The organism is Pseudomonas syringae group sp. J254-4 (genome assembly GCF_032586855.1).
GTDB classification, from domain to species: Bacteria; Pseudomonadota; Gammaproteobacteria; order Pseudomonadales; family Pseudomonadaceae; genus Aquipseudomonas; species Aquipseudomonas amygdali.
Genome location: NZ_JAWHOO010000001.1, coordinates 635,360 through 656,667, shown reverse-complemented (window position 1 = coordinate 656,667; position 21,308 = coordinate 635,360). Strand labels below are relative to the sequence as shown.

General features: G+C 55.7%; 26 protein-coding genes. 12 read left to right on the top strand and 14 right to left on the bottom strand.

What is annotated here, in order from left to right:
- Nucleotides 1-4: 4 nt before the first annotated feature.
- Nucleotides 5-376 (bottom strand): rhodanese-like domain-containing protein, encoded by a 372-nt coding sequence (locus RYB09_RS02940; protein ID WP_002552861.1) that lies wholly within the window; start codon nt 374-376, stop codon nt 5-7.
- A 608-nt stretch (nt 377-984) separates the two neighbouring features.
- Here RYB09_RS02940 and RYB09_RS02935 point away from each other — a divergent pair.
- Nucleotides 985-1,713: an amidotransferase gene (locus RYB09_RS02935; RefSeq protein WP_058402005.1), complete on the top strand. Its 729-nt coding sequence runs from the start codon at nt 985-987 to the stop codon at nt 1,711-1,713.
- 40 nt (nt 1,714-1,753) lie between these two features.
- Here RYB09_RS02935 and RYB09_RS02930 read toward each other — a convergent pair whose 3' ends face one another.
- From RYB09_RS02930 to RYB09_RS02920, 3 genes are all read right to left on the bottom strand, one after another.
- Complete coding sequence (locus tag RYB09_RS02930) at nt 1,754-2,725, bottom strand: magnesium and cobalt transport protein CorA (RefSeq protein WP_058402006.1); 972 nt, start codon at nt 2,723-2,725, stop codon at nt 1,754-1,756.
- A 124-nt stretch (nt 2,726-2,849) separates the two neighbouring features.
- A complete protein-coding gene (locus tag RYB09_RS02925; protein WP_044343812.1) occupies nt 2,850-3,539 on the bottom strand; it encodes a crotonase/enoyl-CoA hydratase family protein in 690 nt (229 codons plus the stop codon).
- 125 nt (nt 3,540-3,664) lie between these two features.
- On the bottom strand, nt 3,665-3,958 hold the full coding sequence (locus tag RYB09_RS02920; protein ID WP_004664517.1) for a DUF6388 family protein: 294 nt from the start codon (nt 3,956-3,958) through the stop codon (nt 3,665-3,667).
- Nucleotides 3,959-4,120: 162 nt separating this feature from the next.
- Between RYB09_RS02920 and RYB09_RS02915 the strand changes: the two genes are divergently transcribed.
- Complete coding sequence (locus RYB09_RS02915; RefSeq protein WP_005731513.1) at nt 4,121-4,450, top strand: EthD family reductase; 330 nt, start codon at nt 4,121-4,123, stop codon at nt 4,448-4,450.
- Between the two features lies 1 nt (nt 4,451).
- On the opposite strand, the gene RYB09_RS02910 is transcribed toward RYB09_RS02915, so the two are convergent.
- A complete protein-coding gene (locus RYB09_RS02910; protein WP_058402007.1) occupies nt 4,452-4,871 on the bottom strand; it encodes a DUF4124 domain-containing protein in 420 nt (139 codons plus the stop codon).
- A 151-nt stretch (nt 4,872-5,022) separates the two neighbouring features.
- Here RYB09_RS02910 and RYB09_RS02905 point away from each other — a divergent pair, with 151 nt between their 5' ends.
- Nucleotides 5,023-5,193, top strand: a complete 171-nt coding sequence (locus RYB09_RS02905; protein ID WP_054072234.1) for a DUF6021 family protein — start codon at nt 5,023-5,025, stop codon at nt 5,191-5,193.
- 52 nt (nt 5,194-5,245) lie between these two features.
- Here the strand turns inward: RYB09_RS02905 and RYB09_RS02900 are convergent, their stop codons facing one another.
- The 3 genes from RYB09_RS02900 to RYB09_RS02890 all read right to left on the bottom strand — a co-directional run bounded on the left by RYB09_RS02900 (nt 5,246) and on the right by RYB09_RS02890 (nt 6,976).
- Nucleotides 5,246-5,614 (bottom strand): c-type cytochrome, encoded by a 369-nt coding sequence (locus RYB09_RS02900; protein WP_031599503.1) that lies wholly within the window; start codon nt 5,612-5,614, stop codon nt 5,246-5,248.
- Nucleotides 5,615-5,680: 66 nt separating this feature from the next.
- A complete protein-coding gene (locus RYB09_RS02895; RefSeq protein WP_058402008.1) occupies nt 5,681-6,211 on the bottom strand; it encodes a hypothetical protein in 531 nt (176 codons plus the stop codon).
- Between the two features lie 261 nt (nt 6,212-6,472).
- On the bottom strand, nt 6,473-6,976 hold the full coding sequence (locus RYB09_RS02890; protein ID WP_058402009.1) for a cupin domain-containing protein: 504 nt from the start codon (nt 6,974-6,976) through the stop codon (nt 6,473-6,475).
- A 215-nt stretch (nt 6,977-7,191) separates the two neighbouring features.
- Between RYB09_RS02890 and RYB09_RS02885 the strand changes: the two genes are divergently transcribed.
- The 3 genes from RYB09_RS02885 (at nt 7,192) to RYB09_RS27140 (ending at nt 8,827) form a co-directional block, all read left to right on the top strand.
- Complete coding sequence (locus tag RYB09_RS02885; RefSeq protein WP_058409734.1) at nt 7,192-7,449, top strand: DUF1652 domain-containing protein; 258 nt, start codon at nt 7,192-7,194, stop codon at nt 7,447-7,449.
- Between the two features lie 266 nt (nt 7,450-7,715).
- Nucleotides 7,716-8,012 (top strand): hypothetical protein, encoded by a 297-nt coding sequence (locus RYB09_RS02880; RefSeq protein ID WP_080395077.1) that lies wholly within the window; start codon nt 7,716-7,718, stop codon nt 8,010-8,012.
- A gap of 344 nt (nt 8,013-8,356) precedes the next feature.
- Nucleotides 8,357-8,827, top strand: coding sequence for a GIY-YIG nuclease family protein (locus RYB09_RS27140; RefSeq protein ID WP_410478294.1), 471 nt, complete (start codon nt 8,357-8,359; stop codon nt 8,825-8,827).
- A gap of 216 nt (nt 8,828-9,043) precedes the next feature.
- Here RYB09_RS27140 and RYB09_RS02875 read toward each other — a convergent pair whose 3' ends face one another.
- Nucleotides 9,044-11,521 (bottom strand): hypothetical protein, encoded by a 2,478-nt coding sequence (locus RYB09_RS02875; protein ID WP_058409733.1) that lies wholly within the window; start codon nt 11,519-11,521, stop codon nt 9,044-9,046.
- A gap of 299 nt (nt 11,522-11,820) precedes the next feature.
- On the opposite strand from RYB09_RS02875, the gene RYB09_RS02870 reads away from it, so the two are divergent.
- From RYB09_RS02870 to RYB09_RS02850, 4 genes are all read left to right on the top strand, one after another.
- Nucleotides 11,821-12,471 carry a hypothetical protein gene (locus RYB09_RS02870; protein WP_058409732.1) on the top strand — a complete coding sequence of 217 codons (651 nt, stop codon included), beginning with the start codon at nt 11,821-11,823 and terminating at the stop codon, nt 12,469-12,471.
- Between the two features lie 172 nt (nt 12,472-12,643).
- On the top strand, nt 12,644-13,036 hold the full coding sequence (locus RYB09_RS02865; protein ID WP_058409731.1) for a hypothetical protein: 393 nt from the start codon (nt 12,644-12,646) through the stop codon (nt 13,034-13,036).
- 796 nt (nt 13,037-13,832) lie between these two features.
- Nucleotides 13,833-14,159, top strand: coding sequence for a low molecular weight protein tyrosine phosphatase family protein (locus RYB09_RS02855; protein ID WP_058409729.1), 327 nt, complete (start codon nt 13,833-13,835; stop codon nt 14,157-14,159).
- A gap of 116 nt (nt 14,160-14,275) precedes the next feature.
- Nucleotides 14,276-14,587, top strand: a complete 312-nt coding sequence (locus tag RYB09_RS02850) for a hypothetical protein (RefSeq protein WP_058409728.1) — start codon at nt 14,276-14,278, stop codon at nt 14,585-14,587.
- Between the two features lie 298 nt (nt 14,588-14,885).
- On the opposite strand, the gene RYB09_RS02845 is transcribed toward RYB09_RS02850, so the two are convergent.
- Complete coding sequence (locus RYB09_RS02845) at nt 14,886-15,458, bottom strand: hypothetical protein (protein ID WP_058409727.1); 573 nt, start codon at nt 15,456-15,458, stop codon at nt 14,886-14,888.
- Nucleotides 15,459-15,850: 392 nt separating this feature from the next.
- Between RYB09_RS02845 and RYB09_RS02840 the strand changes: the two genes are divergently transcribed.
- Nucleotides 15,851-16,099: a hypothetical protein gene (locus RYB09_RS02840; protein WP_005748168.1), complete on the top strand. Its 249-nt coding sequence runs from the start codon at nt 15,851-15,853 to the stop codon at nt 16,097-16,099.
- 34 nt (nt 16,100-16,133) lie between these two features.
- Here RYB09_RS02840 and deoC read toward each other — a convergent pair whose 3' ends face one another.
- Nucleotides 16,134-16,814, bottom strand: a complete 681-nt coding sequence (gene deoC / locus RYB09_RS02835; protein WP_004659772.1) for a deoxyribose-phosphate aldolase — start codon at nt 16,812-16,814, stop codon at nt 16,134-16,136.
- A 102-nt stretch (nt 16,815-16,916) separates the two neighbouring features.
- Here deoC and deoR point away from each other — a divergent pair, with 102 nt between their 5' ends.
- On the top strand, nt 16,917-17,687 hold the full coding sequence (deoR, locus tag RYB09_RS02830; RefSeq protein ID WP_057401080.1) for a DNA-binding transcriptional repressor DeoR: 771 nt from the start codon (nt 16,917-16,919) through the stop codon (nt 17,685-17,687).
- Between the two features lie 5 nt (nt 17,688-17,692).
- On the opposite strand, the gene RYB09_RS02825 is transcribed toward deoR, so the two are convergent.
- From RYB09_RS02825 to rbsK, 3 genes are read right to left on the bottom strand one after another with little or no spacing between them, the layout of a single operon-like run.
- The gene (locus RYB09_RS02825) at nt 17,693-18,760 is read right to left on the bottom strand and encodes an aldose 1-epimerase family protein (RefSeq protein WP_316887424.1); all 1,068 of its coding nucleotides are present in this window, start codon (nt 18,758-18,760) and stop codon (nt 17,693-17,695) included.
- Entirely contained in the window at nt 18,757-20,088 is a 1,332-nt protein-coding gene (fucP, locus tag RYB09_RS02820; RefSeq protein WP_316887422.1) for an L-fucose:H+ symporter permease, read from the bottom strand. The genes RYB09_RS02825 and fucP overlap by 4 nt, the downstream gene beginning before the upstream one ends.
- A gap of 29 nt (nt 20,089-20,117) precedes the next feature.
- A complete protein-coding gene (rbsK, locus tag RYB09_RS02815; protein ID WP_316887420.1) occupies nt 20,118-21,044 on the bottom strand; it encodes a ribokinase in 927 nt (308 codons plus the stop codon).
- Between the last annotated feature and the right edge of the window lie 264 nt (nt 21,045-21,308).

The window sequence follows — 21,308 nt, the reverse complement described above, 5'->3', positions numbered from 1 at the left end:
TTGCTTATTCAGCGGGGTCGTCGGTGGTGCTGTAGAGCGCGTTGTGCAGCTCTTCGTAATTACCGCCATTGATGACGCTGAAATAGCCCGCCGCCCTGAGCTTTTCCTGAGCCTTGTCGGCTTTGCTGTCGGTGCTGCTGAAAATGACGAACACCGCATTGCGGTCGTTGAGCACCTGCTTCATCTGATTGACCAGCCGCCGGTCATCGACCCGCACTGCATTCAATACTGTGCCAGCGTCATAGTCGGTCTGGCTGCGTACATCCATCGCCAGTTTGCCTTCCTTGAGCGCAGCCACCGCGGCAGCCTGATCTACCATGCCCGCGTGGGCTGCGAAGCTGCTGACAAGTGCAAAAACAGCAATCCATTGGCGCATAGGCGCGTCTCCTTCAGTCGAGTGGAAAGAGTGGCACAGTTACACACTGACTGAAAGCGTGTCAGATCAGCCGAACAACCTGTTCAGGTTAGGCACGATCAATAACAGCGCAGTGGTAAAGAGGATTAATCCCGCCTGACGTACTTTGGAGTGTTTGAACTTGAACATGGCTGACCGCCTTTTTTTGTTATTCCTGAGCGACAGAAGCAGGTCGATTCTGCAACGCAGAGAGTCGGCCGCTGGCAAGGTTGCGCGTTGAACAGGTGGGCCCGGTCATTTGACCGCTGGCCCGTACGCTGAAAGGATTTTGCGCGCTTCCTGTTACAGATTTAACAATAGAGCCGAGGTGCCCCACGCCTTAGAACGGTTGGGAATTTAAAAGTCTACTTATCCAACTTAACGTTATCAATCAACTGCTCGCCAGAGGCACAGGCCTTTGCTAGACGCTTCATTCACATCGGTCAGCTTTGCACCGTTCGTCTGGGCCAGACTTTTCCTACGCGCATTAAACCTCTGATAAGGCGAGGGGTGCTGCTTGATTTGCCGAAGCCTTCAAGGCAGGCTCTGCCCGTGCGCTATTGCCTCATCATTGCTTCAGGGCCTCTTTTATGTCTTTACGCATCTGTATTCTGGAAACCGACAACCTGCGACCGGAACTGGTCGAGCAATATCAGGGGTACGGGCGGATGTTCGAATTACTCTTCGCTCGCCAGCCGATTGCTGCAGAATTGACCGTTTACAACGTGGTGCAAGGGGACTATCCAACTGCAGACGAGCAGTTCGATGCTTATCTGGTGACCGGCAGCAAGGCAGACTCATTTGGCACCGACCCGTGGATTCAGACCCTGAAAGCCTACCTGCTGGGGCTGTATCAGCGCGGCGAAAAACTGCTTGGTATCTGCTTCGGTCACCAGTTGCTGGCCTTGCTGCTGGGCGGCAGGACCGAGCGTGCCGTACAGGGTTGGGGCGTCGGTATTCATCACTATCAATTGGCACCCGCCAGACCGTGGATGACGCCAGCAATGGACAAGCTCACGTTGCTGATCAGCCATCAGGATCAGGTGACCGCGCTGCCCGAGAACGCAACGGTGATTGCGTCCAGCGAGTTCTGTCCATTTGCGGCCTACCATATCAATGATCAGGTGCTGTGTTTCCAAGGCCATCCCGAGTTCATTCACGAGTTTTCCCGGACCTTGCTTGATCTTCGTCAGGAAGCGCTGGGCGAGCAGGTTTACCGGCAGGGTGTTGCCAGCCTGGATCACGAGCATCACGGGGCGACGGTGGCAGAATGGATGATGCGCTTTGTGGCGCACAAGCCGGAAAAACAGTCCGTCTGACCCGGCGCATGGCCGTCTGAACGGGAATGCGGTGGCGGTGCTATAGCCAGCCAGAGCGCTTGAAGCTGGCGAACAGCGCCGTACACCCGCCCAGAATGACGCCCAGCACGATGAAGTAGCCGTATTCCCACTTGAGCTCCGGCATGTTCTCGAAGTTCATGCCATAGATGCCGGCAATTGCGGTTGGAAAGGCCAGAATCGCTGCCCAGCCAGCGAACTTGCGCTGCACGATGCTTTGCCGCGAGGACTCCAGCAACAGGCCGATTTCGATTGTCTGGCTGGCGATGTCACACAGGTTGCCCAGGTCTTCCATCTGCCGCTTGACGTGAATTTCCACGTCGCGAAAGTAGGGGCGCATGTTCTTGTCGATGAAAGGGAAACTGAGTCTTTGCAGTTCTTCACCCACTTCCACCATCGGCGCTACGTAACGGCGCATGCGTAAAAGATCACGGCGCAGTGCATGAATGTGCTGGATGTCGGACTCGCGCAATGAGCCGCCGATGACACTTTGCTCCAACAGCTCAAGTTCGGTATGGATGGCTTCGGTCACCGGTTGATAGTTCTCGGTCACGAAGTCCAGAAGGGCGTACAGCACGAAGTCTTCGCCGTGTTCCAGCAGCAGTGGTCGTGCTTCGCAGCGCTGACGCACCAGCCCGTAGGACTTGGAGTGGCCGTTGCGTGAGGTGATGATGTAGCCCTTGCCCGCGAAGATATGGGTTTCGATGAACAGCAGCTTGCCGTTTTCGCGTACCGGCGCGTAGGTCACGATAAACAGCGCATCGCCAAAGGTTTCCAGCTTTGGACGGCTGTGAACCTCCATGGCATCTTCAAGGGCCAGTTCATGCAGGTTGAACTGTTCTTTCAGGCTGGTCAGTTCCTCATTACTGGGCTGCTCCAGGCCGATCCAGACGAAATGATCGGGTTTGGCGGCCCAGGCGGCACCCTCATCAAGGGTTATATCGCGGACTTTTTTGCCTTTGCTGTACACCGCTGCTGCAACAACTCGACCCATGGCGCTATCGCTTCTTCAATATGTCAGTGGCGCAAAAAACATGCGCGGTAGCTGATCAGATTGATCAAATGCGTATGAGTTCGCCGGTAAACAAAAGCCCACGCGGGCGGGCTTCGATTGGGTATCACAGCATGTGTTGCCGATCCTGCTCGATAGCTGCATCCAGTGTATCGAGCAAGGCTTTTCTGACCTTGAGTTTGGTCTTCTTGTGCGCGCTCATGTTGATCTTCTTCAACTGTGCGGCGACCGCAAGTGCGGTGCCTTGCAGCTCATCGACGCTGACCACCTTGTCCAGGAAGCCGGCGGCCATCGCTCCTTCAGGGTCGAACATTTCGGCGTTGATCACCGAGCGATTGAAGGCTGATTTACGCAACCGGTCACGCGCCAGTTCGATGCCGGCGTGGTGCATGGGCATGCCGATCTGTACTTCGTTCAATCCGATACTGAATGGCCCTGCGACACCGATTCGATAATCGGCGGACAGCAGCAAAAAGGCACCCTTGGCAACGGCGTGGCCGGGGCAGGCGACAATGATCGGGAAGGGGTGCGACAGCATTCTGCGCGCCAGGGTGGAGCCCTGAGCAACCAGATTGATCGCCGCTTCGGCGCTCGAGGTCATCACCTTGAGATCGTAGCCACCCGAGAGAATCCCGGGCTGTCCGGTGACGATCACTATTGCCCGGTCCTGTTCGGCCTGATCCAGCGCAGCATTGAACGCGATGATTACGTCCGGGGAAATGGCATTGACCTTGCCGTTGTTCAGGGTCAGCGTGGCGACACCGTCGTCCAGATGGTACGAGACCAGATCACTCATGACGTGATTCCTTTATTGAAGTGAGCAGACGTTACTCACCCATAAGGAACAGGTAAAGCGCTGACTGATGAGTCACTCGGTAGATCGCCAATCAATGGCCGATTTACCCTCAACGGCGGCTCGGGTCACGGCTGGATATCGTTGAAGCCGCAATATTCTTCCCAGTCCATGCCCAGCGCTTCGGCTACCTGGCGGTGTGCTTCAAGGCGCATGCTCTGCAACTGTTCGGGCGACTCGGCAATCAGTTCCAGCGCCAGTTCCCAGGTCTCGATGCCCTGGCTCTCGGCCTCGTCTTCAAAAGCCCACTGTAATTGCTGCTTTTGCTCTTTCGGGCTCAACGCGCTGATTTCGTCCTTCAGGGTCGGATGGGTCGCGAGGTATTTCGCCAGCGCGGCCTCGTTCCACTCAAGCGTGTTCATGCGGGGTTCCTCAAAATGGTTCGATAGCCAGGCTGCTTTTCAGGGCAGGGGGCAAGACGGCGTGATTGTGAGGGAGCACGTCATTGATGTCAGCACCCGGCCGCAATAATCGCTAGAGTGCTCAGACGAATGTATTGATCCTTCACTCAGGAGCCTATCGAGATGATTAAAGTCAGTGTGCTGTATGCGTATGAAGAGGGTGCCCGTTTCGACCACGATTACTATCGCGACAAACACTTGCCGCTGGTGCAAGAGCTGATGGGCAGTTACTGCAAGGGCTACAGCGTCGACAGAGGCATAGGCGGAGCAACGCCGGGCTCGGAGCCTCGGTATATCGGCATGTGCCACATCTATTGCGATTCCATAGAAGACTTTGAAGCCGGCATGGGGCCGCATTCAAAGCAGATCAATGCCGACATCACCAACTACACCGACCTGATCCCGGAGATACAGATCAGCGAAGTGCGTGCCGATGTGAAAACCGCGCCATAGCTTATCGAGCGGCGTCCTGGCGAGCCGCTTGTTTTTTTGAAGACATCCCACCCGACGGATCAAAACACTGGTTGTCGTAACGTGGGCTCTGGCACTGCGAAGGGATGTTCGGCGGTGGCGGGCGGTTTCGTTGATACGCCTTGTAGCGTTCCGTTTCGTAAACCGTCACGTGGGTGCGGCCGCTGATCTTCAGGTATTCAGTGGCCTTGAGATTGGTCTGGTGAACATAATCGAGAGGCTCACCCTCGCGCCGCATGTTCGGCGGGCCCTGGCGCTGCAGCGCGCTCTGTGCAGCGTTGTCACAGGGGATAGATGCATAGCTCACCTGTCCCTGCGCTGATGTGCATTTGAAGATCTCACCGTATGCCGTGCCTGCGCCCAGCAGCGCTGCCACTGCCAGCGTGATTGAAAGCCTTTTCATGGTTCTCTCCTTACATGGCGCAAGGCTACCATTTGCCTCTGAACGCCGCCATATCCTCTTGCTGCAAGGCCCCGTTCGTCAGACATATCGCACGGCTATGTTGATCCGCTTTCTGACTATCAGGTTCTGAATTTAACCAGTGGAGGCGCATATGACCGGCACCAAGCCAGGCAGCAGCAACGAAGACAAGAATGATCCGGGTTTTGACGAAGAGTCACCGAAAACCCAGGACCCGCAAATCGATCCGATCGGGCCCGCCAAGACTCCAGCCACTGACAAGGGCAGCAAGGATGATTACCCGCCGTACACCCCGGACAAGTAACTGAGCGACTGCCCTCGGTAAACACCGAGGGCGGTTTATTTACCTGTCCGTATTATTTGTTTGCGTCCAGGTATTCGAGCAGGTCTTCCATTCGCTCATCGTTGCCCATCCACCACAGTTTCATCCGCGTGCCAGGCACGACTTCGCCTGGGTCCTTGATATACGTGCGCAACTCTTCACGCGTCCAGACCAGCCCCGAGTTTTTCATTGCGTCGGTATAGACGTAGCCTTCCTGTTGCCCTGCCTGACGGCCAATAATGCCGTTGAGGGGTGGGCCAAATGCGTTGCGTGCAGAAGGGCCGATCTTGTGACAGCCGGAGCAGAGGCGGGTAAAGACTGCTTTTCCGGCTTCTGCATCACCTGCGCCATAAGCCAGCGGTTGCAGTGCCAGCGCCACTATGAATAAGGCAGTTTTTCTCATCGATATCCCACAGCGCGTGCGGCCGTCTGGTCAAAAGCGACGAATGTTAGCGCAATTATCGGAGGTTCACTTGCTGTCAGGTATCTGGCTCGACAACTCGTCGAAGTCACGCTTGTAACTCGCCATCTCTGCGGCACTGACGAAGCTCTGTTCAAGGACCACTTTCTTCGCGCCGGACTCGATAGTGTCCAGTTGATGAAGGAAGCGCTTCTTCTTTCTCGCCTCCATCCGTGCGCCAGCCTCATCGATAGCCGTGCGTAGCTCATTTGCTCGCTGGTTTACAAAATCCTGGCCTCGACGATCAACGGTAAGCCCGTCGTTTTCGACATAGCCCTCCAGCCCGGTTTTCTTCAACACCAGCCAAAGCGCCTGATCCGGCGTGAACGTACCCTTGAATTTCTTGACCTTTCTGCTGCTGTCAGCGCCCAGGTCGACGGTAACCGGGCAGCCGGATCTATGCGCCAGTTGTTGCAGCGCCTCATCCAGGCGTTGTGAAGGCATGTCATAGGAAACGGGTGCCATCTGGCATGCAGCGAAGGCCGGAGCCGCCGTCAGACACGCAACGGTGAGGACCAGTTTTTTCAGGGTGTATTTCATGTGGGAGGTTTTTCTTCCGGGAAGTAGGGCTTGGAAACCATTTTCTGCATGATGTTCCCTATCTGCCCGACGCCTGTGAAAGCAGTCGTGTTCCTGATGTCTCTGGGCGCATGTGGGGTGCCATGTGCTCAAATCGCAGACAAAGAAAAGCCCGCGATGGGGGGTAGCGGGCTTAAGGTCTTGCTGGGAATTGAGTTAACAATAAACCCGCGAACGTGAAAAAAGCGTGAACTGCCGGATACAATTTATGAACAATTGAAATCAGGGCTCGCCTTCCCAGTAATCGAGGTTTTCAGTGGTCCGCTGGTTGGCGCTAAACACCCGGGTTCCCTGCACTGAAACCATCGCCTGATACTTCCCCGAGTCCGGGTATTCACAGACCTCCGGCGTTTCCCGGGTGCTGATCGACAGGTACTTCAGCGGCGCCTGCGAGGTGTTGATTATCTGATGAGGGTATTCGGAGCCCGCCGGGATAAACACGATGTCACCCGTCCGGATCGGCAGCATCTCGCCTGCGACACGCAAACTGCCTTCGCCCTCGATGATCACGAACATCTCTTCCTGCGCATGATGAAAATGATAAGGGCACGAGCGCTTGCCCGGCGCGACGATATCAATCGAGGCCCCGAGCTTTTGTGCCGCCGTGCCTGTGCCCAGGCGGGCTGCCGAGCTTTCATAGAGAGGTTCACGAACCTCATGTTGGAGTGGGGCCTCATTGAAATTGCGAATCAGACGAGACGCCAGTTCACGTGCGCGTTCATTCATGTCAGTCGAGGCTCGGGGAGTTCAGAAGAGGATACTTTAGACCAGACGGCGTGATGCGTTGCAGGCAGTTACCTTGATCAGGAAAAAACGGTCTTGGGCAGTCGCCACAAAAAGCCCGCCGCGCCGTGTGCAGCAGTTGCGCAGGTCGGAAACCTATTCACCTGAAACTCGTCTACTCTTTACATCACGATCCAGCCCTTTGCAGAGGACGCACCATGTTTTCAAAAACCGATATTCAACGCGTTCTTGAAACGGCCTTTCTGCCGTCAAAGTGCGAGTGCGTCGTCGCGCTGGATGAAACCTTTTCAGTGAAGCTTCTCCACCCCGAGTCAGGTGATATCCAGCTGTATGTAAAGGGGCTGTCCTTGTCCGAGGTAGAGAGCAGCCGATCCATCGCGCGGCTGGTGCTTTCGCTGAGAGAACAGAGAGATCTGATGGGGCTGATGGATTTGTCCATGAGGCGCATGGCTTAGGGTCTGGGCTCGGATTTTGATTGTGGTTATTTGATTGCATTCACAACGTCCTCAGCACAGTCACTTGCGCCCGGGCCTCGCCTTCAATGAATCGCTTCATGACCGCCCCTGCTTCGATCTCGACGATGAAAAGGTTAGACGATTACTGGCCCTTTCTCACAGCCTAGCCCCAAAGAGGGCGTAAGATCGCCCCTCATCGCGTGGCATAGCAGCATAGTGAGAATTTACTCCCTCGCTATCATCTATCACGCGCCTCCAAGGCAAACATGTCCATAAATCTTGATGAGCTACTGAAAACCGTAGACGACGAACAATCATTCATCGGCTTCATTGAAGCTCTAGGTATGGATTTTGCCGAGGAGCGTTTGCTGCGGGAGACCTCTCCGCCGTCTCCCTATGGACCGGGGGCGCTGGGGTGGGAAAACGGCTCTATTAATACCTTTCTTGATGCTGCCGCAGCGTGGGGGACTGCCAGCTCACGCAGTTCCCCTCTGAGTCCAAATAGACCAAATGTATGGCAACGCTGTGCGGCAATTTTGCTGGCCGGTAAATTTTATGAATGAGCCCAGCTATTGCTGTTCGAAGGACCACGACCGAACGAAGGCTGGCGGTAGTGAAAAGTCCACTATCGACTCATACTGTTTTAAACCGCAGGTCTTGAACTGCTCGGCGGTGTTTTCACACAGCCTGGGACGATTGCTGCCTCCCGCGAAGGGCTGCAATCGGCCAAGAACGGACTTTTTGGGCTACCCCTCGCTCCGGTAGACACCTGCATGAGACGCTTCGACCTCAGTAGACCTATTCCTGCCGTGCGGCGTAACTCACTTGCAATAGACACGCTCAGTGCGAATCGAGTAGTGTCTCAGACGAATTAGCTTAATCGTTATGCACAATTTGATTCCGGAAAATGAGTGAAGAGACTAGAAATTGGTATATCTATATTTTGAAGCTTGAACTGAACTCATGGTACGTTGGCACAGCTAAGGGGTTGAGATCAAGGCTGCGAAGCCATGGTAAGAAAAGTCCTTATTCTACATTAGAGAAAAAGGGCGTTTTCAAATATATGGAGAGCGGCCTCACGGGAAAGAGAAAAGCAACTCATTTACATGCGGCTTTTCGATCAGTTGGCGATTGTTTCTGGGTTACAGAGATTGAAAATACTATCACCGTAGCCTTGGGGCAAAAGTATGGTTTCGATAAAGTTAGGGGTGGTTCCATAATTCATTCTTGGAATTGCGAGCTAAGTGACATCGAGGTGGAAGATCTAATTCGACGATTTAGCTGCAGTGATATTAGGTTTAAATACAAGCTAAACGAAATAAATTTAACTCAAGAAAAGCCATTTGTCTTCCCGCTTACTCGGCGAAAGAATACGTAGCAAGGCATTCAAGCACGCTCGCTGGGAGGCGCTTTCAGCTCGCCAGCCCAGCCCCAGTGAAACTGTCCGCTTTTGGCCGATAGCGGTCTCGTCTGGGACGCAGAAAACGACCAAAGCCCGGAAATAGCGCTGAGCGGAGGCTGACTGTCCCCGCCCTAAGTTATGGCAGAAAGGAGGTATAATCGCACGCTGTCTATTATAGGGTTGGCCTAATAATCACCTGCCTCGCCTGCTATCAGGTGGCAATCCTCGTGCAAGATGCCTCGCAACCGTTTGGAAGGTTTCTTCCTGACTTTTTAGCAATGCAGCGAAGTCAAAATAGTTTACCGTGAAGTTCCCGGCATGCCATTGGCCTTCAAGGTAGTCCTTAAAAGCCGCTGTCTTCTTGTACCTGTCGGATATAGCAAAAGAGGCTGCAAATTTTGAAACCTCTTCCCGGGTAGCCTCATCAAAAATCGGAGTGTCGGTGGACATGGCGTCAAGGAAAGCGAACGAACCTGCCCAATACCTGATGTGATAGATCCCGATGGATGTAGCCCTAAAATAGAAATCTTCAGGGTCTTCGCTGTCCTGGACGTGAATTTCTCTGTAGTGACCATGCGGTGTTTCAATGAGTCTGCGCTTCGCCAGTCCTTTCAGCGACTTCGCGATTTGATCGCTGACGAAACCTTGAGTTGCGACTTCAGCACCGATTATCCTCCCGCTTACGAAGCCGTCATTGTCAGCCACCCCTTGGCTCGAAGCTAGATAGGCGACAATCAGCGATGCTAGAAAGTGCTCACGGGGGTCTGCCATGCTCTGAATATCAAAAAGGTTGCAGGCGACAAAAGACGACTGTGCGTTGAAATATGCGTATTCACCCAGCAAAGCGTGTTTGGTGAACTCGTGCAACGGTATTCGATAGTTTCCTCGTTCTTCCTCAATGTTGACGATCTTCTGCGAGTCGACGTTAGGGCTCCCAAAAAAGCCAGTGATCAACTCAATCACCGAGCGGGTATTGCCACCAGTGATGTTGCTGAGAAATGTTTTGATCTGATCGTTTGCCCGTATCGAGCGGAGCGTCGCGTTTAAGAAGGCCACAACGCTTGTGAGGTGCACCCTGATGTCAGTCAAGGTCGCCGGAGCAACGCTGCCTTCCGCGACACGGCCAGCAAATATCAGACGTTTCTGCACTACCTCATCAGCAGGGGGCGGAGAGATCGTCAACACTTTGTTTTGATACCCGGACAGCGCACCCGTCGTCTTCGAGAGAAAGAATGTGCTCGGACGTAAGGCCACAAAAACAAGCAGATTGCGCGTCGAAGCGAATTCCTGCGCGATTAAGAAGGTTTCCTGCTGTACTTCGAACGACCGCTGATCAGCATTGTCGAGGACTAAAATTATCTGTTTTCCTCGCCCTCTTGATAAGTGACCTAACGATGCTCGCAGGTGCATATCCGTTTTCTTGGTCAAGTCGATTAAAAAACTGGCGCGTTCATCGTCATATTTGGCGCGATTGGTTTCCTTAAATCGACCAGGCGTTGTTTTATCGAAATCGAGCAAGTCACGATGATAAATGGACTCAACAAAAGAGGCTTCGTAGATATCTAATGCGTAACTTTCTTTCAGGGCGCGCGGTATTTCTGATAATAAAAAGTCTTTGACTGAAGTGCTGAGTGTCGCCTTGTTCCCTAGATTGAGGTTCAGAAAATACGTCTGAGCCCGTTCTGATATGCTCAGGCTTTCGTAAAGGTTTTCAAAAAATGAGGTTTTGCCGACCCCAACATCACCGATGATCACAATCGGTCTTGATCCAGCCGCGGCTACTGATGGGTCGCTAAATTGCAAATTGCCCCCATCCACCACCGCTATTTCGTCAAAGGCGGAAGGCGCCACCCCGACTTCTCCAGCACGCCGGTAACGGGCCTGGATAACCTTCCTGCTCAGCAGCAGGTGGCGGTTATTCGCTTCCAGCTTGATGTAGCATTCCTTGTAAAAGTCTGTCTTGAGCTCTGGGTTGTCCTCGATCTCTTCCAGCAAGAGCGACGATAAGGATCGCAAGTTTTCCTGAAACTGGTTTCGGTACCTGTATTTGAGTGGTTCAGGTATTACCGTCGATGCTTTTGGCGGGATGCGGGGATGACGATGATGGTCCAACTCACGATAGGCTCGATTTTCGGAAATGCCTTCTGGAGACATCAGTTTCCAGAGCATCGCAAAATTCGCTACATAGGAATCGAAGCCGTTGAAGATGTAGCACTCGCCATCCAAAGGTTGGTAACCAGGGGATATCGCTTGAAAGATAGCCAACTGCGGCCCATTGCAGACGATTGCGATGGAAGCACCACTGATCGCACAGTAGGGAATTACTTGTTTGACAGCGGCTTCGAATATTTTTGAAGAAAGAATCAAGGAGGGCATCTTGCGTAGCAGATTACCGCCAATCGAAGGGAAATCGAAATAAGCCGATTCGCGTTTAGCCTCTAGTATGGCTTTCGCTGGTTTTCCAAAAATGTAGTCTGCACGACCGCCCAGCTCGTCAGTCTTCTCTACGGTCACGTTGGGGTGTGCCCATCCGAGGCACTCGAAGATCAACCTATCTATGAACTGAAATCTGTTCTGTGCTTCGTTCCAGTGAGGGCTGTCAGCTGGGAGCTCCGCAAGGATTCGTTTTAGGTTCTCCAACCCTTCAGACATTTCGATAAGCGCCTGCATCAAGCCTCCATGCTGTGGGTACTCAAAGTCCGATCATATCGAATCGTCGAGGCGTTTCAATAGAAATTGCTGCCCGGAACTGGGTCCAAATACTTTTTCCTAGAGTGTGACGGCTTGGGTCGATCTTGGGCCGGTGTCAATAGCTACCACCGCATGGGCAGCTTTCGACCCAAAGCAGCCGGTGGCGATAGACAGAAATCGGCCAGAAGCGTGCCTTGGGTGGCACATGGCGATATATTCCGGGCATAGCAGTCCACCTTCCTTCACGATACTCGCTAAAGACAATGGTCAGGAAAGACATGAACTTCACCGACGAATTAGTAGCCGCCTTCCCGGCAAGCAATCCGGTACCTCCAGTATTACGACAAACCATGGAATTTCTGGAAGCACTAGGCTGCGTCCGTCACTATAGGACCGGGGGCCGCTACATGACTTTGCATCCCGAACCTGAATACAACAACAGCGCTATCACTGCCTTTCACGTTCCTGACTCCGCCGATACTGCTCGATGGACGGCCTGCGAAGATCCTAGAGTAAACGAGCGACTATCAATATTCCTCAGGACTGGTGGCGATGGATCGTGGGCAGGGTTGTGGCTGGACGACCACGATCAGCAGCGAATCGTCCATCTTGGCTCGGGCTCGGGATCAGACATGCTCTGCGTCCTGACCAATAGTACGCAAGACCTGATTCGCTTACTGGCCATCGGTTACAACGAGCACTGCTGGCCAGAGGAGTTTACGAGAACACCGGCCGAACTGCGGGAGCAGCAATACGCGGATGATTACTACCCAGCACCACCTAGGGCATTGCGGGCGTACGTGGAACGCACGCTTGGCCTCAGCGTCCCGGCGCGCGCATCAGATCTCATCTCAAGCACAACAAGCATGGACGCTCATGAATCCAGTGATCCTTTCTGGAACTGGCTCAAACAGGTAAGAAATGATTGAAAGGTCCCGTCACGATCTCGACCACCAGAAGGTCAGAGAATCGCAGGGTTTTTCATCAAGCCTTGGATTAATTGGCCGCTCGCAACGGGCGTAGACCAGCAAAAAAATCGACATTAGACACGTAATCGCGAGCTGCCTAATCCAAGCTTCGAAGCCACGATAGGGGAAAGATATGGCAGGAGGGAACATCATCTGCGGCACCTTCCAAAGTGCTGACAAATCCGGATCAGCCTTGGAGGCTGTGTTAGAGGCACTCCCGTTGCAGGCTCACGAACTGGTCGAAAACGTTAAACAGCAACTCGATACAGCAGAATTTGTCCTCATAGAGGTTGAACAGGCGAAAGGCTTGCTTCCATTCTTACAGGTCTATCAGGCTCAATTGATCGCTGAGATCGGGCATGATGATTGGGCTCGCGCAACGCAGGAGGAAGAGTCTTCGCTTGAACCTGTCGCGGCAAAGTGGGGATCAGGTAAGGGATGGAGGCTTCACTGTGTGCGAGATCTCGTAGGTGCCTGTGAAAATTCGGTGGTAGAGATGGAACCAGTCTGCATCACGTTTGGTTAACTGCTTCCAGCTCGTTTTCACACAACCCGGGTCGATAGCAGCCCTTTGCCAAAGGCAGCCACCGACCAACAGCACCCCTTGGGCTCCTTCCGCGTTGCGGGTTCAACAAAGGTGAGACCGCTCAGCGAGGATATCCAGGGGTAAAGCATGGTCCTTAGGCCGATGCTTACAGACCGACCGCTAACGGCCAGAAGCGGTCAATCGGATAAGCTACACCGAAGTCCTGTCAGAGATTACTTACATGCTGATTGAGTGCCAAAGGTGCGGTCAAGGTTACGTTCGAGCAATGCGGGTTCGCTCTACAAAAATTTTGCTGTGGGTGTGCGAAGAATGCGAAGCGACGTGGACGAGTCAGGCTAAGGTAAATGTCTGTAAATTTGAAGATTACGGAACGTTAATGGTCGGCATTGGCTGCAGTTGTTTATGGTCAGACTTGGAGCCACAGTGAAAAGTTAGTTATCGAGTACTTACGGTCAAATGCCCGCTTTGAGTCGAAATCAGCCTACTGACACAAACAGGCCTCGCAACGTTTCCCTATTCCTCTTATCCTGTCTCGGACTCGTATTACCGCGGCTGCTGACCCCGGTACCCACGAGGAAATCATCATGGAAAGAACCAGAGCCTGGAGACGCCAGCAAGTCCGCAAACACGGCAAGAACCAGGCAGCACAACCACTTGTGCTCAAGCCAGAAAAAAATTGGAAGCTGCTGTACAGACGTGCTCAAAAGTTGAAGAGGGCGCGCCAGCTCGGCATGTGCTATCCCGTTCGCACCACCCGCCAATTACTGGACCAATAATGACCAACCTTCTGTTCATTTGTAGTCGTAATCAATGGCGCAGTCCTACTGCGGAAATTCTGTGGCGCCGCCGACCGGGCTTCGAAGCCCGCTCGGCAGGCACCAGCTCAAATGCACGCAGGCCGGTCGGCCCGGCGGATATACGCTGGGCTGATGTCATATTCGTCATGGAACGTAAGCACCAGCAGCGCCTCCAGGCGGAGTATTCACGTCTGCTTGAACACAAGCGGCTGTACGTCCTGGATATTCCCGACGACTACCGCTACATGGACTCTGAACTGATCTCCATCTTGGAAGACACCGTGGCGCCCTACCTCAAGGGCTAGCCTTAACGCCCATGGAATTTCTCCCTGAGCATTGTTATAGGCATACCTGCGTGGCGGCGCAGTCGACGACAATGTCACGCAACTGCTCACTAAAATCAGCCAAGGCGAGGGTGCCGATGATCAAAGTAATCCACCACTCTGAAGTTGAGGCCCTGTTGAGCATGGCACAAGAGGCCGGGCTGGAACTAACCGGGTTATCGGTTTACTGCCGGGATCTAGGGCTGCGCCCTGCCGAACTTCTGAATGCTCTCTCGATCGAAGTTGCCCGACGATTTGTTCTGGGGGAAATGCCGTATGAGGTTGGCGATGACATGATGAACGGTCTGTTCACTGCCATTTTCGATGTAGGTATGGAGGAGGCGATGCCGCAGCCAGCATTCAACATCTATCTGGCTTTTGATGAGGGAGAGTATCAGCACTTGGGGTAATCGGAACACATAGCCCCATCTGAACGACACATACGACCGTACCTGGCGGAGATACTGCGAAGGTTGGTCGACACCGCATGACCGCTTGGGCGGAAAACGGCCAGTGTCCAACGACAGCCGTCGGCCAGAAGCGGTCATTACCGCCCCTCGATAGAACTCTTGAGCCAACCTATCCGTCTAGTGCAGTCTCGATCTTTTCAGCTTGGGTTCCTGCTTGTGGGCAGACGACGGGACGTTCCTCGCAACGCCTTCGGTTCTGCCAACGGACCTAAAGGCGGATGCGACAGGTTCAGGCCGCTCACTTTTTCAGCTGCGCAATATCTTTAGTCGGATAGATGACCTCCCTAGTATCTAGATTGCGAATTTCGGACTTGATGGTGATGCTCAACATCTCGCGCCCCGGAGGTCCGATGATGTCGTCTCTGGTAGAGAAGTCCACGACGTAACGCTGGCCCGCGCGGAACTCGACATCGCGAGCACCGAAACCGCACTTGGCGCCGCCGGTACCCAGCGCGTTCATCGATACCCAACACCAGTCCAGCGTGTGCTTGCCCGGTGTCAGACGAAGCGCCTGCATTCCGGAAATGTCGAGAATTGACCTGCGTCCAGCACCAGGCAACGGAGTGTTATCCACTTGCGTTGCCAGCAACAGCCTGTGGAACGGCACCCCGATGGAGCGAAATTGGGTGGTCGCGAAGTACACGACAGGGGCGTCGGCGGCATTATCTGAAAGGTCGTAAGGAGTCATCGTCTCCGGGACCCACTCGCCCTGATAATCCTTATAGTGATAGTTGGAGCAAGCGGTGGAGAGAGCGGCGGCCAGCAAGACAGCGGATAGTTTGAAATACGAAATGAGACGCGACGATTGCATTTGTCTTCCTGGTTGAATGCTTACATGCCACGAAATAAAAAGCAGTGGTTATGAAGGGCTGAGAGAGGTGTCATTATGCCATCGCCCTGATTCTGATCAAGACATCACTCAGATTCGAGGTAGTGCTAATTCCTCTGAAAAACCACGACTATTGCGGTCGACAATCTCAAGGTCGTCAGAGCAAATACAATCCTGCTGTATCCTATTCGTGCAACTTGGTGGGCGCTACGATCGGGTCATCACACACTCCTTACCGCTTTAGCCGTCTCTGCCTATTTCGCTTGCATGAAGATGCAGCCCAACGGATAGGCATTCCCAGCCCGTTCAAACCCGACTGAACTGTGAAGCCCCCACGGGGACTGAACTTAACACCCCTTGAAGGAGCCAGCCCCATGAACAGCGATCAACTCAATCAACACGACGCCGAGCGCCTTCACCAGCGAGTGGCGGCCGAACTGGGCATTACTGCCGAAGAGCTGACCACCTGGATGATCAACGATATCGAACGCGTGACTGAGGGCGGCAAGGACGTCGGGCACATGGTGGTATTCCGTGAGTCGACCCCTGCACAGGTTCTCGACAAGGTCCAGCACAAGCAAAGCCATTTCACGGCCATGACCGGCGTGATCGATCTGAGCTAAGTGCAGCGGGCTTTGATGTTCAAAGCCCGCAGACTCAATAGCCTGCCCCGGTGCCTGCGCCTGTCACGATCGCAATCCCGGAACTGGTCCCCAGGCGTGTTGCGCCGGCTTCGATCATTGCTCTGGCCGTGGCCACGTCACGCACTCCGCCAGACGCCTTGACGCCGATGTCAGGGCCGACCACCCGGCGCATCAGCGCCACATCCTCGAGCGTCGCGCCACTGCGGCTGAAGCCGGTGGAGGTCTTGACGAATGCCACGCCCAGCTCGCGGCAGATCTCGCAGGCGCGCACCTTCTGCGCCTCATCGAGCAGGCAGGTTTCCAGGATCACCTTGAGCGGCACCTTGCCACAGGCCTGTAGCACCGCGGCGATATCATCGCGGACCTCATCGAACAGACCGTCCTTGAGCCAGCCGATGTTCAGCACCATGTCGATTTCCTGAGCTCCAGCGGCGATTGTCAGGGTTGCTTCCGACGCCTTGCTTGCACTCAGCCCTGCGCCCAATGGAAAGCCCACCACCGCACAGACCTTCACGGCAGACCCGGCCAGTTGACGAGCGGCAAAAGGCACCTGGCTGGAGTTCACGCATACCGAGTAGAAACCGTGTTCTCGGGCTTCGGCGCAAAGTGTGGCAATCTGCTCTCGGCTGGCATCCGCGGCCAGCAAGGTGTGATCGATGGCCTGGGCCAGTGCAGCGGGTTCGAGTGAATTCATCAAAGTATTCCTGTCATCATTAAAAACACTTGGGTGGATACCCGTAAGTTATAAAATTAACACTTGGTGTTACTCTAGCGACACCAACAACGGATTGCCGGGATGCCCGTGGACGTCAAGAAAACCGACCGCATCAAACAGATTCAACAGGCCCTCCAGGATCAGAAAGCCATCCATCTGCGGGAGATGGCGGCGCTGCTCGAGGTGTCCGAAATGACCTTGCGTCGCGACCTCAGCCGGCATCCTGGGCAGTTAAGGCTGCTGGGCGGCTACATCACCCGCGCCCACGATGATCCTGAGCCGGGGGATTACCGGGTCAGCGAGCAGGACACCCGCCATGTCGAGGAGAAGCGCCGCATCGGCAAGCTGGCCGCCGCTTTCATCAGTCCAGGCGACACGGTTTTTTTCGACTGTGGCACGACGATCCCCTTCGTGGTCGACTTCATCCCCGATGAGCTGGAGTTCACCGCGGTGTGCAACTCGCTCAACGTGCTGCTCAAGCTGCAGCAGAAACCCAACTGCAGCATCGTCCTGTGCGGCGGTGTATTCCACCGCAAGAATCAGGTGTTCGAGAGCCACGCCGAGACCAGCATCCTCGATGGTGTGCGCCTGACCTGGGCCTTTGTCTCGGCGGCCGGGGTCAGCCTGGATTGCGGCGTCACCTGCTTCAATTTTCACGAGGTGGAGGTCAAGCAGAAGGTCATGCGCCAGGCTCGGCAAAGTCTGTTGCTGGCCGATCATTCCAAATTCGATGCCGTACGCACTGCGCATTTCGGTGCCTTGAGCGATTTCCATTGCGTGGTCAGCGACAAGAAAATCCCGCGTAGCTACCGCGAGGCCATCGAGGCTGGCGGGGCGCAGCTTGTAATCTAGAGGCATCACGGTTGCAGCGCCCGGCGTTCGGCTGTGTTCAGGTAACCGGTGGTCACGCTGAACTCGGCGCTGGCACCGGGCGCGAGGCTGCGCACGTTGCCTTTGGCGAGTTCAGCGCGGTAGCCCTCCGGTTCGCAAGTGGCGGGCAAGACGAAGGCCGCCACCTGCTGATCGGTGTTATGCAGGATCCAGCGCGCGGCATGTTCAAATTGCCGGGGGCTGTAGCGGGTGTAGAACGCCGCGCCGTCGGGATGATCAAGGAAGAAGTGCGCCTGTCCCTGGCCGTCGCTGCGCACATCGTCGAAGAAGCAGACGATCTCAGGGTCATAAAGCGCGGGAGAGTCGAGCACCTTGAGGCGAGTCGGGTCCTGGCTGAGTTCGGCGATGTAAGCGCTCCAGGCCGGCGTCGGCCGCACATGGGCCGGCACACTGGCGCGCACCCGAGTGCGCTCGCAGCCCAGCGGCTGGGTGAGGCGGGCACCGTCGACGTAGGCGTAGTTCATGTGCGCCATGTACATCAGGTCCATGGGCTTGCCGGCCAGATTGACCACCTGCATGCCGATCTCGAACAGCCCGCTGGCCGGGCGCAGGGTCACGCTCGGATTGGCCCGGTAATGGTCGCCGAAGCCCTGCACGTATTCGCAGGTGCCGCCGAGGCGCAGATACGCACCGTGCTCGTCTTCGCCTGTTTGCAGCCAGGCATCGTCCATCGGCGCGCAGGGCATCTCGCCGTGCAGCGCATGATCATCCTCCGGCCCCGGGCAACCGTTGCGCAGCAGGCCGCTGTGAAACATGAAACAGCCGTAGGTGCCGATCACGCTGGCACTGGGCCGCGGCTGGGTGAACATATTGAGCATGGTCAAATCAACGCCGTCGAATTCGGCCGACCAGATCATTTGCCCTTGCCAGGGCAGGATTACCAGCTTGCCGCGGCTGTTTTCCAGTGACAGCGCCTTGACGCCGCTGGGGTAGGTCCAGGTACGCACGCTGAAATTCGCGGATTCGAGCAGCAGCCGGCTGGCCTGGTCCCAGAGCTGTGGGTAGAGCGGCAGGCGCCAGGTTTCGCTAATCATTGTGCCACCGCCGTGGCCGAGCCACCCAGCACCGGTTGCGGCTGACGCATGCAGTGCACTGCGTACATCACGATGACCACGAAGCACAGCAGCGGCACGCTATAGGCAATCTGCATGTTGCCGCCATTGGCATCGCTGAGCAGGCCCTGGAAAATCGGCATCACGCCACCGCCGACGATGCTCATCACCAGCAACGAGCCGCCGACACCGGTGTCCTCGCCGAGCCCATCAATGGTCAGACCATAGATGGTCGGCCAGCAAGGCCCGAGAAACACACTGACCCCCACGGCGGCATACACCGCGGTGATGTTCGGCACCAGAATGGTGTAGGCCAGCAGCACGATGCACAGCACGCCATACACCGCGAGGACTTTGGCCGGGTGCATTTTGCGCATCAGCAGGTTGGCAATCATCTTGCCGATAAAATAGGCGGCAAAGGTGGTCAGCAGGAACCACGAGGCACTGCGCTCGTTCATGCCGCCCATTTGCATGGCCAGGCGAATAGTGAAGCTCCACACCCCGACCTGCGCGCCGACGTAGAGGAACTGCGCCAGTACACCGAAGCAGAAGCGCGGATTGCGTCGCAGACGGCCAAGGCTCTGGCCAATACTCGCCCGCGGTTCGCTGACGGTGCCGTTGCCCTTGCACGCGGGGAAGCGGGTGATGGCGATCAGAATGAACATCAATATGAGTATCGCGATCATCCATTTGTACGGCAGCAGGGTCGACTGGATCATCTGCAATTGCTGCGCCGCTGCCTCACTGGCGCTCATCTGGGCCAGCTGTTCGCTGGTGGCGTCGGTGTCCTTGAACATCACGAAGCTGCCGACGTACACGCCGGTCATGGCGCCGAACGGGTGGAAGGTCTGCGAGATGTTCAGACGCCGTGTGCCGGTTTCCCGCGGCCCCATCAGTGTCGAATAGGTGTTGCACGCGGTCTCGAGAAACGACAGGCCGGCAGCGATGACGAACAGCGCCATCAGGAACATGCCGTACTTGGCGGTCGACGCAGCCGGAAAGAACAGAGCGCAGCCGAACAGGTACAGCATCAGGCCGATGAGGATGGTGGTCTTGTAGCTGAAGCGGCGCACCACAAGTGCCGCCGGAATGGCGACGAAAAAGTAGCCCAGGTAGAACGCCGACTGAACGAAAGCGGTCTGGAAATCGCTGAGCAGGAAGGCTTTCTTGAAGTGCGCGATCAGCACGTCGTTCATGCTCGCGGCCGCCGCCCAAAGGGCGAAGATGCTGCAGAGCAGGAGGAAGGCGAACCACGGCGTGCGGTTCAGGTAGAACCCGTCCGGGGTTTGTTGCAGCGCAGGCTTATTCATTATTGTTCTCCGCGAGATGCTGGTGAGTGTCAGTTGGCCGATGCATCGAGGAATCGCGCAAACGTGGACGCATCGGGGTAAGAAGATTGCGTGCCGAGGCCGGTGACCGAGCAGGCGGAGTAGGCCACCGCCTGCTGCATGGCCTGGCGAATATTGCCGTCCTGGCTCCAGTGTCGGGCGAAACAGCCAATGAAGGCGTCACCGGCACCGGTGGTGTCACGCGCCTGAACCTTGACCCCTGGCACCTGCCACTCGCCTTCGGCGCCGACGTACAGCGCCCCTTGTTCGCCCAGGGTAACGATGACGTGGCGTACGCCCTGCGCGACCAATTGGCGCGCAGCCTGAGCCGCTTCCTCGGCGCACGTGACCGGCTGGCCGCTGATCAGTGCCAGTTCGCTCTCGTTGGGGATCAGGAAATCCAGCTGCGCCAGGTGCTCGCGGCTCAGGCCGGCCAAGGCCGGGGCGGGGTTGAGCAGCACCGGGATGGCATGCCGGTGAGCGAAGGCGATGGCGTGGTAAACGGTCGCCAGCTCGACTTCCAGTTGCAGCACAATCAAAGCGCAATCGCGCAGCTGCGCCTCGGCTCGGTCGATATCGGCCGGGCTCAGGTGGGCATTGGCGCCTTTGACGATGAGGATGCTGTTGTGGGAGTTCTCCTGGACGAAGATCGGCGCCACGCCGCTCGACACGCCCGGCACCCGTTCGACGAAGCGTGTATCAATGCCCAGCCGTTGAAAATTGGCCAGGGTGGTATCGGCAAAAGCATCGTCGCCGACCTTGCTGAGCATCAGCACGTCCGCGCCCAGCAGCGCCGCAGCAGCGGCCTGATTGGCACCCTTGCCGCCGCAGCCCATGGCAAAACGCGGTGCTTCGAGCGTTTCGCCCTGGGCGGGCATGCGTTCGATGTAAGTGATCAGGTCGACCATGTTGCTGCCGATGACTGCAATCTTGCTCATTGTTATTTTGACCTCAACAGCGCCGACGGAAGCTTCGGCGGCTTTTATTTTTGTTATTTAAATAACATTTTCTGTGAGGATTCAATCTTTATTTTTTGATCTGAGCGTGCGCTATCAAAACGCCTGCAGGGCGTTTTGGTGGCCGTTCCGGATCGGAGAAAGGGGGGGGGGGGGTTCAAGTTTGGGGGGGGAGGCGGGGTGGGGACCTTTCCGTTTTTGGACGTGATGTGATAAGGCTTGGTTATTTTGTGGGGTCTGGGGCGG